This is a genomic window from Methylocaldum sp. GT1BB, from assembly GCF_051027545.1.
In the GTDB taxonomy this organism is placed as follows: domain Bacteria; phylum Pseudomonadota; class Gammaproteobacteria; order Methylococcales; family Methylococcaceae; genus Methylocaldum.
In genome coordinates this window covers 4,007,161-4,020,618 of record NZ_CP194902.1, presented here as the reverse complement: position 1 = coordinate 4,020,618, position 13,458 = coordinate 4,007,161, and the positions used below count along the sequence as shown (strand labels likewise).

General features: G+C 57.9%; 9 protein-coding genes. 6 read left to right on the top strand and 3 right to left on the bottom strand.

What is annotated here, in order from left to right; translation table 11 throughout:
* Window positions 1–6: 6 nt before the first annotated feature.
* Window positions 7–1,830 (bottom strand): TonB-dependent receptor, encoded by a 1,824-nt coding sequence (locus ACR2TX_RS19235; protein ID WP_168175485.1) that lies wholly within the window; start codon window positions 1,828–1,830, stop codon window positions 7–9.
* 113 nt (window positions 1,831–1,943) lie between these two features.
* Window positions 1,944–5,645, bottom strand: a complete 3,702-nt coding sequence (gene metH, locus ACR2TX_RS19230; protein WP_434130526.1) for a methionine synthase — start codon at window positions 5,643–5,645, stop codon at window positions 1,944–1,946.
* Between the two features lie 249 nt (window positions 5,646–5,894).
* On the opposite strand from metH, the gene ACR2TX_RS19225 reads away from it, so the two are divergent.
* The 6 genes from ACR2TX_RS19225 (at window position 5,895) to ACR2TX_RS19200 (ending at window position 11,602) form a co-directional block, all read left to right on the top strand.
* Entirely contained in the window at window positions 5,895–6,290 is a 396-nt protein-coding gene (locus ACR2TX_RS19225) for a hypothetical protein (RefSeq protein WP_434130525.1), read from the top strand.
* 16 nt (window positions 6,291–6,306) lie between these two features.
* Window positions 6,307–6,735: a hypothetical protein gene (locus ACR2TX_RS19220; protein WP_434130524.1), complete on the top strand. Its 429-nt coding sequence runs from the start codon at window positions 6,307–6,309 to the stop codon at window positions 6,733–6,735.
* A 79-nt stretch (window positions 6,736–6,814) separates the two neighbouring features.
* Window positions 6,815–6,991, top strand: a complete 177-nt coding sequence (locus ACR2TX_RS19215; RefSeq protein WP_240502611.1) for a DUF2970 domain-containing protein — start codon at window positions 6,815–6,817, stop codon at window positions 6,989–6,991.
* 222 nt (window positions 6,992–7,213) lie between these two features.
* The gene (locus ACR2TX_RS19210) at window positions 7,214–8,728 is read left to right on the top strand and encodes an FAD-dependent oxidoreductase (RefSeq protein WP_434130523.1); all 1,515 of its coding nucleotides are present in this window, start codon (window positions 7,214–7,216) and stop codon (window positions 8,726–8,728) included.
* 350 nt (window positions 8,729–9,078) lie between these two features.
* Entirely contained in the window at window positions 9,079–10,734 is a 1,656-nt protein-coding gene (locus ACR2TX_RS19205; RefSeq protein WP_434130522.1) for a peroxidase family protein, read from the top strand.
* A 415-nt stretch (window positions 10,735–11,149) separates the two neighbouring features.
* Complete coding sequence (locus ACR2TX_RS19200; RefSeq protein WP_077731854.1) at window positions 11,150–11,602, top strand: YaiI/YqxD family protein; 453 nt, start codon at window positions 11,150–11,152, stop codon at window positions 11,600–11,602.
* 51 nt (window positions 11,603–11,653) lie between these two features.
* Here the strand turns inward: ACR2TX_RS19200 and ACR2TX_RS19195 are convergent, their stop codons facing one another.
* On the bottom strand, window positions 11,654–13,315 hold the full coding sequence (locus ACR2TX_RS19195) for a hypothetical protein (RefSeq protein ID WP_434130521.1): 1,662 nt from the start codon (window positions 13,313–13,315) through the stop codon (window positions 11,654–11,656).
* Window positions 13,316–13,458: the final 143 nt, after the last annotated feature.

Here is a 13,458-nt window from a genome sequence, read left to right as displayed (position 1 = left end):
TCCAAATCAAAACTTCGCGTGAATTCCGCCGAATACCGTGGTTCCGGGAGTGTAGCGGGCGTAGATGCCGCCGGTTCGGTTGTTGGTAATATTGTCACCGCGCACATAAAGATCGAGTTGCGGCAACACGCGATAGGTGGCTATGAGATCGACACGGACGGTGTCGTCCGTGGCCAAAGTCGCCGCGCTATCGTTCCATTGCGAGCCTTGGTATGTTGCATTCGCGCGGAGGCTCAGCGGCAAGGCATCCAGGTTCCACTGCGTCCAGATGCGGCCGGATTTTTCCGGATGCACCGGCAAAGGCCGGTCGTTGTCCAGATTGCGGCTGTACTGATAAGTGAAGTCCAGACCGCTGCGGAGCTGTTCGGACCAGAGAACTTCCAACGAAGCCTCTGCTCCGGCGATGCGGGCCCGCGGCGTGTTGCCGAGGCGAACAAAGCGTCCCAAGCTGATTTCTGAAGTGATCAGGTCGTTATAGCGACCGTAGTAGCCGGTTACGGAGATGTATAGATTGCGGATCGGCACCCAATCGAATCCGGCATCTGCCGTCAAGCCTTTCTCCGGTTTGAGAATGGGACTGCCCAAGAGCGGCATATACAGTTCGCCGTAGCTGGGGGCGCGGAATGCGGTGCCCGCGTTGGCCCGGAGGCTCAAGGATGACGAAACGTCCCAGCGAGACCCGAAATGCAGTAGCGTGTGTTTGCCGTAGTCGTCGTGGCTTTCCACCCGGACGCCCGCTTCTTGGTACCATTTCCCCAAATCGGCCTGCAGCTCGGCAAATCCGATCACGGTCTTTCGCTCGTCGTGGAATTGCGACGATTGCAAGGGATGTTCACTTTCCCCATGCTCGTGACGCACCTGCCCACCCCACACCAGTCGCCAGGATCGCTGGCGCGTCTGATCGTTTAAAAGTGCGTGACTGTTGCGCCAATCGGCGAACATCAAATGGCTGCTGAAACTGAACGGTAGACGCCCGGCTCGAGCGGCGACGTCGTTCTCGGTGTAGGCCAGCTGCAACCGACTGGTCCAGTCATCGGTCAGATGCGCTGAGGCGGTATTTTGGGTCAGCCACAGTTTTTCGTGAAAATCCGTGGTCGCACTGTCGACGAAGGTGGGAAGACCGGCCGGAGTCACCCCCGGTAGATCGGCGTCCTGCCATGAGTCTTTGTAGAGGACGCTGCCGTCCACGGCCAAATCCGGCGTGAACCGCGCGCCGTATCGCGCTATCCCTAAGGTGCTGCCGAAGCGGTCCCGCTCCGGATTGCCCCGGTCGGGTATGGCGTCGTACGCACCGTCGAATTGGTTCACCCGACTTCCGGTGACGGAAATGTCGGCATGCTCGGCCAGCAAGCCGCCGCTCAGTGTCGTGCGGAAGGTTCCGAAGCTTCCCCCTTCCGCGTGAACCAAACCATAATCTTCCGTGGTCCGTTTGGAACTCAACTGAATGCTGCCGCCCAAAGCTTGGCTGGTGTAGTAGGCATGGTTGGAACCGAGAACCACGGTGGCTCCGCCCAAGGCTTCGGCGGGAATGGTATCGAGCCAGCTCAGTGCCGGCAGTGCCGTCAGTAACGGTACGCCATCGAATGTCACCATGCCTTGGGTGTAAGTCACGCCGCGTACCCTCAGTCCCACGGCGCGGCCCTCGCTGCCCCGGAGCACGAAAACGCCCGGCGTTCCGCGCAGGAAATCGTTGATATTGCTGTACTGCGAACTTTCGACGTCATTCCGTGACCGAAAAGTGGCATTGTTCGTAAGCGCTCGTGAGAGATTGTCGGCGGTTTGGGGCAGACCGTCCGTGGGAATCACGGTCACCGGAGGCAGTTCCGTCATATCCGCTCGCAATGAAGCCGGTGCACACTGCGCAATCAGTAAGACCGCGGCCGGACCGGCCAGACCCCGTTTGCCCACCTTGACCATGAATCGTGTTTAGCGATTATCGAAGGCTAATCCGGTTCGTAAGCCAGGATCGGCGCCAGCCACCGTTCGGCTTCCCTAAGCGTCACGCCTTTCCGTTTCGCGTAATCCTCGACCTGGTCGCGGCCGATCTTGCCGACGTTGAAATATTTCGCCGCCGGATGTGCCAGATACCATCCGCTGACGGAGGAAGCGGGGTACATCGCGAAAGACTCCGTCAAGCGGATGCCGCTGTTCTGTTCGGCTGCCAGCAGTTCGAACAGCGCGGCCTTTTCGGTGTGGTCCGGACAGGCGGGATAGCCGGGGGCAGGGCGGATGCCCCGATACGCCTCGGCGATCAGTTGCTGGTTGCTGAGCTGCTCGTCCGGCGCGTAGCCCCAGAACTCGCGGCGAACCCGCCGGTGCATCAGTTCGGCGAGGGCTTCCGCCAGACGATCGGCCAGGGCCTTGAGCATGATGCTGCTGTAGTCGTCGTGGTTGGCGGCGAAGCGGTCGAGATGTTTTTCGATGCCGTGGCCGGCGGTAACGGCGAAGCCCCCGATATAGTCGGGCACGCCGCTCTCTTTCGGCGCCACGAAATCGGACAGGCAGTAATTGGGCTGGCCGGGCGGTTTCACCGCCTGCTGGCGCAGATGGCGAAGGACGGTCAGCGTTTCCTTCCGGGTATCGTCGGCATACAGCAGGATATCGTCGGCAGATGCGTTAGCCGGGAAGAATCCGACCACCGCGCGGGCGGTCAGCCACTCTTCCGCGACCAAGGTTTCGAGCATGGCCTTAGCGTCCTTGAACAAGGTGCGCGCATGCTCTCCGACCACTTCGTCGTCGAGAATTTTCGGGTAGCTGCCCGCCAGCTCCCAGGTATGGAAAAAAGGCGACCAGTCGATGTAATCGACAATTTCCCGCAACGGGTAATGGTCGAATACCCGTAGACCCAAGAAAGTCGGATGCGGCGGCACGTAATGCTGCCAATCGCCATGGAAGGCGTTGGCGCGCGCCGCGGCGATCTCGTGCAGCGGGTTTTGTGCCTTGCGTCCCGCGTGGCGTTGGCGCACCTCTTCGTATTCGCGCCGCGTTTGCGAGATGAAATCGTCCCGCAAATCTTCGCTTAAAAGACTCCCGGCGATTCCGACACTTCGCGAGGCATCGGTCACGTAAACCGCCGGGCCGCTGTAGTTCGGCTCGATCTTGACGGCGGTATGGGCGCGCGAGGTGGTTGCGCCTCCGATCAGGAGCGGCAGAGTGAAGCTCAGTCTTTCCATTTCCTTGGCGACATGGACCATTTCGTCCAGGGAAGGCGTGATCAGACCGGAGAGTCCGATGATATGGACGTCGTGCTCGCGCGCCGCTTCGAGGATCTTCTCGCAGGGCACCATGACGCCCAGATCGATCACTTCGAAGCCGTTGCATTGCAGCACGACGCCGACGATGTTCTTGCCGATGTCGTGCACGTCGCCTTTGACCGTGGCCAGCAGGATTCTGCCGTTCGATTGAATCGTACCGCCGGCTTTTTCCACTTCCATGAAGGGCATCAGATAGGCCACCGATTTCTTCATGACCCGGGCGGATTTGACCACCTGCGGCAGGAACATCTTGCCGGCGCCGAACAGGTCGCCGACCACGTTCATGCCCTGCATGAGCGGGCCTTCGATGACGTGCAAGGGGCGCGCATATTGCTGGCGGGCCTCCTCGGTGTCTTGCTCGATGAATTCGTCGATACCCTTGACCAGCGCGTGCTCCAGGCGCTTCTCGACCGGCCAGTGGCGCCACGCGAGGTCTTCCTTCTTTTCGACGGTTCCGCCTTCGTCCCGGTATTTCTCGGCGATGGACAGAAGCTGTTCGGTGGCGTCCGGATGGCGCGCGAGGATCACATCCTCGATGGCATCCCGAAGTTCCGCCGGAATGTCTTCGTAAATCGCGAGCTGTCCGGCGTTGACGATACCCATGTCCATGCCGGCACGGATCGCATGGTAAAGAAAGACGGCGTGGATGGCTTCGCGCACCGGATTGTTGCCGCGAAAAGAGAAAGACACGTTGGAAACGCCGCCCGAGACCAGGGCATGGGGCAGGGTTTCCTTGATCTGGTGCACGGCTTCGATGTAATCGAAGCCGTAGCGGTTGTGCTCCTCGATGCCGGTGGCGACGGCAAAGATATTCGGGTCGAAGATGATGTCTTCGGCCGGGAGTCCGACCCGTTCGGTGAGAATCTTGTAAGCGCGGGCGCAGATTTCCACCTTGCGCTCGCGGGTGTCCGCCTGGCCCTGCTCGTCGAAGGCCATGACGATGACCGCGGCGCCGTAGCGGCGGACCAGCTTGGCGTGGCGGATGAACGCGTCTTCGCCTTCCTTGAGCGAAATCGAGTTGACGATGCCCTTGCCCTGAAGACATTTCAGTCCCGCTTCCAGGATGTCCCATTTGGACGAGTCCAGCATCACCGGCACGCGGGCGATGTCCGGTTCAGAGGCGATCAGGTTCAGGAAACGGACCATGGCGGCTTGGGAATCGAGCATGCCTTCGTCCATGTTGACGTCGATGATCTGCGCGCCGTTCTCTACCTGATGGCGGGCGACGTCGATGGCCTGTTCGTATTTCTCCTCGCGGATCAGGCGGCGAAAGACCGCCGAGCCGGTGACATTGGTACGCTCGCCGACATTGACGAACAAGGATTCGGGGCCGATGTTCAGGGGTTCGAGCCCGGACAGGCGGCACTTGGGCTCGATGGCCGGAACGCGCCTGGGCGGAAAATGCTCCACGGCGTCACGAATGGCCTTGATATGAGGCGGCCGGGTGCCGCAGCAGCCGCCTACGATGTTCAGGAATCCCTGCTCGGCCCATTCGGCGATTTCTTTGGCCATGGCTTCCGGCGATTCGTCGTATTCGCCGAATTCGTTGGGGAGTCCGGCGTTGGGGTGGGCCGAAACATGGGTTTCGGCGATATGCGAGAGCTCTTCGATGTACTGCCGAAGCTGCTTGGCGCCCAGCGCGCAATTGAAGCCTATGGAAATCGGTTGGGCGTGACGCAATGAATTCCAGAAAGCTTCCACCGTCTGCCCGGACAGGGTGCGACCGGAGGCGTCGGTGATCGTGCCGGAGATCATTACCGGAAGACGCAAGCCATGGTCGTCGCAGTACTGCTCCACGGCGAAGACGGCGGCCTTGGCGTTCAGGGTGTCGAAAATCGTTTCAATGAGAATGATGTCCGCGCCGCCGTCGACCAGGCCCTTCGTGGCTTCGTAATAAGCGCTGACGAGATCGTCGAAGCTGACGTTGCGAAAGCCGGGATCGTTGACGTTCGGGGAAATCGACGCGGTGCGGTTGGTCGGTCCCAACACGCCGGCGACGAACCGCGGCCGGTCGGGCGTTTTCTCGGACATGGCGTCGACCGCCTGCCGCACCAGCCGGGTCGCTTCCACGTTGAGTTCATAAGCCAGTTCCTCCATGCCGTAATCGGCGAGGCTGACCCGATTGGCGTTGAAGGTGTTGGTTTCGATGATATCCGCACCCGCTTCCAGATAAGCATCGTGAATCGCCCGGATGATCTGCGGCTGAGTGAGGCAGAGCAGGTCGTTGTTGCCCTTGAGATCTTTCGGCCAGCTCGCGAAACGCTCTCCACGATAATCTTTTTCTTCGAGCCGGTAGCTTTGGATCATGGTGCCCATCGCGCCGTCCAGGAAGAGAATCCTTTCGGAAAGAAGTTGTCTCAATAGTGCGGTGCGGGCGTTCAATTCGGTCATCGTGGGATATTCCGGGGTAAGGGAGAATTCGAACCGGCGTTTCGACGGCAAAGAGTTCTATTTTAGAGACAGACGGTCCGGCAATAAACCGGTTCATGCGCGGCAAGCCGGTGTATTCCTTGCCATAAGGAAATGAATGATGTCAAAATTCGGCTCGCTTTCAAGAATAGCAAGCTGTTCCGCCCCACGGATGCCTCTTTTTTTGCGGGGAAGAGCAACCGCTACAATAAACGTTCCGGGGAGATATCTATGAATTTTCGAGCTTTCGGCGCAGCTGGCCTGATTTGGCTTGTTGGAGCCATGGGGACCACTGCTTTGGGAGAAGTCCCGCTAAAAGACAACAGCGAAATTGTGGGTACGTGGCGCCTCGAGTCGGTGGCTCCGGCACTTGATAAACCCAAGATCGAGGAAAATAGGACCTGGGAATTCAAATCTGACGGTACCATCGTCACTTCGGGTTACAACCGGCATTTCAAAGCGGAAGACCGGCACGAGTGGACGTACAAGATCGTGGACGGCAAGATCGTCGCGGATGATCCGGGTCGGCCGGGAAGAACGATCGATTACATGGTCTATGAAAAAACGCCCGACCGAATGATCCTGAAAGGCGGTATCGAAGGATTTTATTTCTTTAAAAAACAATAATTAGAGGAAACCGGATATGAATAAGTTTTTTCAGTTCAATAAAGATGACCGAACGATGTGGCTGGGCATGTTGGGAATTAGCGCGGTCTTTATCGTGCTGATGTCGTTGTTTACGACCACGTCCCCTTTTTATTACGCGAAACGGATTCTGATCACGATCTTTATCATGTTTCTGCCGGGCTACGCGATTACCAAGCTGTTCTTCGATCATATGGAGTTCACGGAATACAGGGCGCTCGATAAATTCTTGGTTTCGTTCTTCTTTTCCATAGCCACGGTGCAAACCTTGTACTTCATCGCGACCTACGTGCGGACTTACGCCTTAAACGTGGATGAAGATGTCATCAGCAGTAACGCGATCTCGATATCGATTGCTCTCTTGGTTACCGCAGTTGCCTTTGGCGTCAAATTTTATTTGAACAAAAAGAAAACGATCGCATCTTAAAAATAGGCTTTGTTCGGCAGATTTGATGACAACTATGAGTTCCGGTGATTCTAATTCAAAAAGACCTACGGTATTTCAGGTGATTGCCAGTGTCGTCGCGGCGGCTTTCGGCGTTCAAAGCTCGGCTAACCGGGAGCGCGATTTCGCCTTTGGCTCAGCCAAGGCTTATATCATCGGCGGCATCATTTTTACGGTGCTGTTCGTGGTGGCCGTCATTGCCGTGGTGAATCTGGTGATCAAATCCGCCGGGACGTAGGAACGCTTGAACGGTGACGCCGTCAAAAACCCCGCAGGTTTGCCGCGGGGTTTTTCTTTGCACAGAATTTCGGCGTGTCGCTTGTCGAGGAGATCGGTTGACGAATTCTGGAGGCGACGATTAATCTTCCCTGAAGCGGTGCCCATGCCGCTTCGTTTCGCGACTTAACGCTTACGTTTAGTAAGCGATTCAGGGATCCCTAAGGACTAAACGGAGGCTAGGATGGCCGATATTCCCACCAAACATGTCTCGTACTGGATCGATTCGACGCCGGAAACGGGCTATCCGGAACTTCCGGGCGATCTTTCCGTCGATGTAGCCGTTGTCGGTGCCGGTATCGTGGGCCTCACCACGGCGCTTCTGCTGAAACGGGCTGGGCGCAGCGTGGCGGTGATCGACTCGCGGAAGATCGTCGGGCAGGTCACGGGGCGAACCACCGCCAAATTGACCTCGCTCCACGGTCTTATCTATTCCTATCTGATCAAAACTTTCGGCGAAGACGGCGCTCGCGCCTATGCCGAGTCGAATCAAGCCGCGATCGAGATAGTCGACACCATACGGACGCAACTCGGCAGCGACTGCGATTTCGAGCGTCAGTCGGCATTTACCGTTACCGAGTCGGAGGAGCAGGTGCCGGCATTGGAAGCCGAGATGGAAGCTGCCGCGAAGCTTGGATTGCCGGTCGATTTCGTCACCGAAACGACCTTGCCTTTTCCGATTGCCGGCGCGGTACGCTTCGATCACCAGGCGCGTTTCCACCCTCGGAAATACCTGCTGTCGGTCGCACAGGCGGTGAGCGGCGACGGCTGTGCGGTTTTCGAGAATACTCGAGTACTGGACGTCGAAGAGGGTACCCCGTGCCGGGTGCTGACCGATAAGGGGAAAGTCGAGGCGCGAGACGTGGTCATCGCCACCAATATTCCCATTCTGGATAAAGGCGGATTCTTCGCCAAAGTGTTTCCGAGACAACATGTCGTCGTCGGGATTCGAGTTGCCCCGGAGCAAGTCCCCGACGGCATGTTTCTGTCGGTGGGAGAGCCCAAATATTCGGTTCGCGTCCATCCGACGGATAAAGGGCCGTTGCTGATCGTTTCGGGACAGGGCTATCGGACGGGGCACGCCGACACGGCGCAGAAGTCGAGAGAGCTCAGGTGGTTCGTCCAAAACCGCTTTCAGGTCACCTCTATCGAATACGAGTGGATCAATCAGGATTACGACGCTGCCGACCGAGTGCCTTATATCGGTCATCTCACGCCCAGCTCGAAGCACCTTTATACGGCAACCGGATTCAATGCCTGGGGTTTAACCAACGGCACGGTGGCCGCTACGATCATTTCCGACGAGATTATCGGCAACCACAACCGCTGGGCGAAGCTCTACCGGGCTACGCGCGTGAATCTCAAGGCATCGGGCGGAAAGTTGCTGAAGGAGAACGTCCATGTCGGGGAAATGTGGTTAAGGGACAAATTGGCGTCCGGTCATAGAAAAACGGTGGAGACGGTTGCGCCCGGGGAAGGAGAGATCATCGATCTCCACGGCAAAAAAACCGCCGTGTATCGAAACGAGGAAGGCCGAATTCACGCTGTATCCGCCGTTTGCACGCATCTCGGCTGTATCGTTCACTGGAACAAAGCGGATAAGTCATGGGATTGTCCTTGCCACGGCTCGCGCTTCGATGCCGAAGGAAAGGTGATATCGGGGCCGACGCGAAAGGAACTCGAGCCTGTATCGTTGTAACCGGCCACAGGAGACGGTAAAGAAAATTCAGCCGTGAACCATCGTCGCAAACTTCCCTGGATTCGCCGCTAAGCTTGGGCGGTTGTCCCAGAATTCTTGATCGGTAATCATCCTGATTATTTTTCGTGTCGCATTTGAGTAATTATTTGTTCAAGTCGCGATACTTTTTGTTTTTCCGGAGATGCATCTTTGGTCAGGGCTCGGTTCATTGATTAACGGTCGAGCAGGTGCGCTCGCGGGCGTCGTGCGACCGGTTTGACTCGATGGTCTAAACGGATTTGGACATTAGGAGAAATGCTTAACGCCCGGTAAAACGTCTTTTTACAGTAGCGCACAAGGACGTAAACGCTATGCAATCCGACGAACACCCCGCCGATTTACGGCAGACTCCTGAAAGAGGTGGCGCCGCGCTTTGGACTGCGGTGGCGCTAACCGTTTATTCCGTGTTGGGAGCCGTTCATGCAAAGGACTACCGAAGCATCGACGGTTACGGAAATAACATCGCCCATCCGACATGGGGTATGGCCGGTGCTTACCTGCTGCGCAGCGCGAGCGGAGCTCACTATACGGACGGCATTTCCTTGCCGGCTGGGGCCTCGCGTCCGAGTCCCCGCGAAATCAGCAATGCCGTTTTCGCCCAAAATGACGATCTGATTCCCGCGAAAGGCCGCCAGAGCGATTTCATGTGGACCTGGGGGCAATTTTTGGACCACGATATGGGACTCACCCAAGGAACGGCCGAAAGCTTTCCGATCAAGATTCCAGCGGGAGATCCGTTTTTCGATCCACGGGGAACAGGCACAAAGACGATGCCTTTCTCGCGCGCCATCTTCGATCCGGCCACCGGGACGAGCACCGGCAACCCGCGCGAGCAGATCAATGAAATTACCGCTTACATCGACGGCTCCATGATTTACGGGTCCGACGACGCTCGTGCCCGCTGGCTTCGGACCGGGCCGTATCTGAAAGGTTCGTCTGGCAATCTGCTCCCGTACAACGACGGGACTCAACCCAATGCGGGTTCGCCCGAGCAACCGAATTTTTCGTCGGATCTATTCGTCGCGGGCGACATCCGGGCCAACGAGCAGCCCACACTTGCGGCCATGCATACGCTGTTCATGCGCGAACACAATTACCAGGTCGACCGAATTCGCGAGGCAAATCCGGATCTCGACGACGAAGAACTGTATCAGCGCGCCAGGGAAATCGTCATCGCCGAAATTCAGCATGTTACGTACGAGGAATATCTGCCGGCGCTTTTGGGGCGAGGCGGTCTTCATATGAGATCAAGCTACGATGCCGGGGTCCATCCGGGGCTCAGCTCGCTTTTTTCGACAGCCGCCTTTCGGCTCGGGCATACCATGCTCAGCCCGTCAATCTTGCGTCTAAACGAAGACGGTTCGCCGATCAGGGAGGGCGCGCTTTCATTGCGGGAAGCATTCTTCGAGGCCACGCCTCCCATGCTGGCCGGCCGTGGCATCGATCCTCTCATCCGCGGTGTGGCGGTGCAGCGCATGCAGGAGCTGGATGAAAAAATCGTTGATGATGTTCGCAATTTTCTGTTCGGTGCGCCGGAGGCCGGCGGGTTGGATCTGGTTGCGTTCAATATCCAGCGCGGCCGTGACATGGGATTGCCCGATTTCAATACCGCGCGTGCGGATCTTGGCTTACCCCGCAGATCCAGTTTCTCCGAGATCACCTCGGATCGGGCTATGGCAACGAGCTTGGAGCGCCTTTACGGCAACGTCGACGACATCGATATGTTCGTGGGTCTTCTCTGCGAGGACGACATGCCCGGCACGATGTTGGGCGAAACGCTGAGAGCCATACTGATGGATCAGTTCCACCGCACTCGTTCCGGAGATCGCTACTGGTATACGCGGACCCTGAAGGGGAAGGATCTCGCTATGGTGCGCCAAACGCGCTTGTCCGACATCATTCGCCGCAATACGTCGATACGGAAGATTCAGAAAAACGTGTTTTTTGCACCGAATCACGATCGCTGAGGCAGGGGCCAGAGCACCCGATGGCGATTAGGCGGAGGCTTATCGCGGTCCGGTCGATGTCACCGTGAAAGAGCAATGATGGCACTGACGGTTGACTTACTGTGCGTAAAGAAAGTAAAGCCCTATTCGAATCGCCCTCACCCCATCCCTCTCCCGGAGGGAGAGGGGGCACTTGTGGCTTTACTTTCTTAACTATCAATAATTATGGCACTCCGTGCCTATCACTGGGACAATCTGCGAACGTTCCGCTCGCGCCAAACGATGGTATAGGCGTCCTTTGGTACCATTCGTATTACAATCGGCTGAATCACGGGCATGGGTTGAAGATGGGCAGGATAGCTCAATTCGATGATTCACCGGTGGCTGTGGCGGATGGATTTACTTGGTGCAGCCTTAACCAGTGAAGAAACTTGTCATGCAAATCTGGGTCGATGCCGATGCTTGTCCGAACGTCATCAAAGAGATTCTGTATCGTGCGGCGGAAAAACGGCAAATTTCGCTGACTCTCGTCGCTAACCAGCCCCTTCGAACGCCGCCGTCGCGTTATATCCAGGCCATTCAGGTGCCCGCCGGGTTCGATGTGGCCGACAACAAAATCGTTCAGGCAATTCAGCCCGGCGATCTCGCGGTTACCGCGGATATCCCGTTAGCCGCCGAAGTCGTCGAGAAGGGTGGCTATGCGCTCAACCCGAGGGGGCAGTTCTACACGAAAGACAATATCCGCGAACAACTGACGTTGCGAAACTTCATGACGGAGCTGCGCAATAGCGGGGTCGAAATGGGTGGCCCCTCGTCGTTGAGCCAGGGCGACCGCCAGGCGTTCGCGAATCAGCTGGATCGTTTCTTATCCCGACAAGGCAGGAACTGACCAGAGCTTCACGTCCACCGTGACCCTATTCGATCGCCGTGCCTCAGCCCGTCAATAGCGCTCGAAGCCGGTCGCGGCGGCCGGTTCGGGTTTCGGTTCCGCCAACAGCGAGCGCTTGACGAAGAAGATAGCCGCCATCGGCATCGCCAGTCCGACGATGGCGACGGTGATGAACAGCGCGCCGAGCTCGCTGTAATCGGCGGGAATTTCCACGGCTCCGGCGCTGGCATTTCTGACCTCGCGCGTGACGGTGAATATCTGGTTCAGATATTTGGTGCCGAGTTGCGAGAGCGATAGCGCCAGATTGGTAAAGGCGGCCATGACCGCGAAATAGGTTGCCTTGAGCCTTTCCGGAGCCGAGTTGGCGATCCACGCGAGCATCGGGATCATCGCGATCTGGCCCAGGGGCGACTCGAGCGCCGTGTCGATCAGGGCGATGAACCGGGCATCGACGACGCCGCCGGTGCGGGCGGCGGTCCAATGGTGAAATCCGTAGAACATCGCGATATTGGGCAAGAAAAGGACGGCGCCGGCAATGGTCAAGAAGGCAATGATATAGGTGATCGGACGCTCGGCCATGAAGCGGCGGAAGATGAACATGCCGAACAGCGTCAATGCGCTGGCGACCAGCGAAAGCTGAGATAGAAACTGTTGATCGAAACCGAGCTCGTCGATCATCCACCAGGTCGAACCGGCGCCGGTCGTGGGGATCGCGCGGAATGCGAAAATCACGATAGCCGTGGCGTAGAGTTCGTGTCGCGCGCGATCGGGAAGGTCTCGGGTCAATTGCCGCATCAGGAACAATACGATGCCGAGAGAACCCGCGAAGATGATTTCCTCGTTGAGTGGCACGGCGGCCAAGCCCATGCTGGCCGAGAACAGGACGAACACCAGGCCGCCGCCCAGAATCCACCAGTTGGCCTCGGGCAATTCGTCCATGGGTCTTCCCAGGAACCGCTCGATCTGGTCCATCTCGAAGCCTTGGGCGGCTAGCCGCTGTACGTCGCGCCAGCGCAAAGCGGCGGCCAACGCCACGCCAAGAACGGAAACGGCCGGAATGATCAGCGCCAGGCGGTAAATCTGAAGATAAACCGCCGCTTTCTCCAATTCGCCAAGGTTTTCGACGCCGCTGAAAAGGTATACGTTGACGGCGGCGACCAGAACGGTGCCGCCGATGATCGCGACTCGCCCCAGGGTCTGCATGGTGGTGTGGGCCAGGCGAAGCTGTTCCTCGCCGACCGGGCGGCCTTCACGATCCACCCGCGGGACGGCCTCGACGGTCATGGCGTCCGCCACCGTGTCCTGCAATACGTAACCGACCGGCGCCAGCAGGGCGGAAAGAACGTACCAGGTTTCGATCGGCATAAGCTCGCGCATGGCGTCCGGTTTGTCGAGCAGACCGATCATGATCAAGAGGCTGGCGGAAATCAGCCCGGCACCGAGAATGATGAGGCCGGACTTGTGGCGCCAGATCAAGTCGACCAGATGCCCCATAGGCATCTTCAAGGTCCAGGGCAGCATCATCCAAAAGCTGAGGGCGGCCAGGAACTCCGCGGACAGGCCCAGATATTCCTTGACGAAAAAGGTGCCGACGATGCCGGTCAGTCCGGAAATTCCGGCCGCCATGTAGACCATGAGGGGCGGAAGATAGCTCAGGCGCATTTGGCGGCCGAGGTCGAGAACGTTGCGGTCTAGCCATTCTCTCCAATGCATGGGAATCTCTCTCCTTGGTTGAATATTCCAAACGATTGTAGAACAAGCGATCGAGCGGTCCGAGCTTTTTGGTTGCAAGTCAGTTCGGAACGATCGTCTCCTTCAGGGGCTTGGTTTACCTCGGCTGGCGATTTTGATAGAAC

What these genes read in the sequence shown, in the direction of transcription:
- ACR2TX_RS19200 (WP_077731854.1), top strand. Translation starts at nt 11,150, where the DNA reads ATGCAAATCTGGGTCGATGCCGATGCTTGTCCGAACGTCATCAAAGAG.
- ACR2TX_RS19195 (WP_434130521.1), bottom strand. Translation starts at nt 13,315, where the DNA reads ATGCATTGGAGAGAATGGCTAGACCGCAACGTTCTCGACCTCGGCCGC.
- ACR2TX_RS19220 (WP_434130524.1), top strand. Translation starts at nt 6,307, where the DNA reads ATGAATAAGTTTTTTCAGTTCAATAAAGATGACCGAACGATGTGGCTG.
- metH (WP_434130526.1), bottom strand. Translation starts at nt 5,645, where the DNA reads ATGACCGAATTGAACGCCCGCACCGCACTATTGAGACAACTTCTTTCC.
- ACR2TX_RS19205 (WP_434130522.1), top strand. Translation starts at nt 9,079, where the DNA reads ATGCAATCCGACGAACACCCCGCCGATTTACGGCAGACTCCTGAAAGA.
- ACR2TX_RS19210 (WP_434130523.1), top strand. Translation starts at nt 7,214, where the DNA reads ATGGCCGATATTCCCACCAAACATGTCTCGTACTGGATCGATTCGACG.
- ACR2TX_RS19235 (WP_168175485.1), bottom strand. Translation starts at nt 1,830, where the DNA reads ATGACGGAACTGCCTCCGGTGACCGTGATTCCCACGGACGGTCTGCCC.
- ACR2TX_RS19225 (WP_434130525.1), top strand. Translation starts at nt 5,895, where the DNA reads ATGAATTTTCGAGCTTTCGGCGCAGCTGGCCTGATTTGGCTTGTTGGA.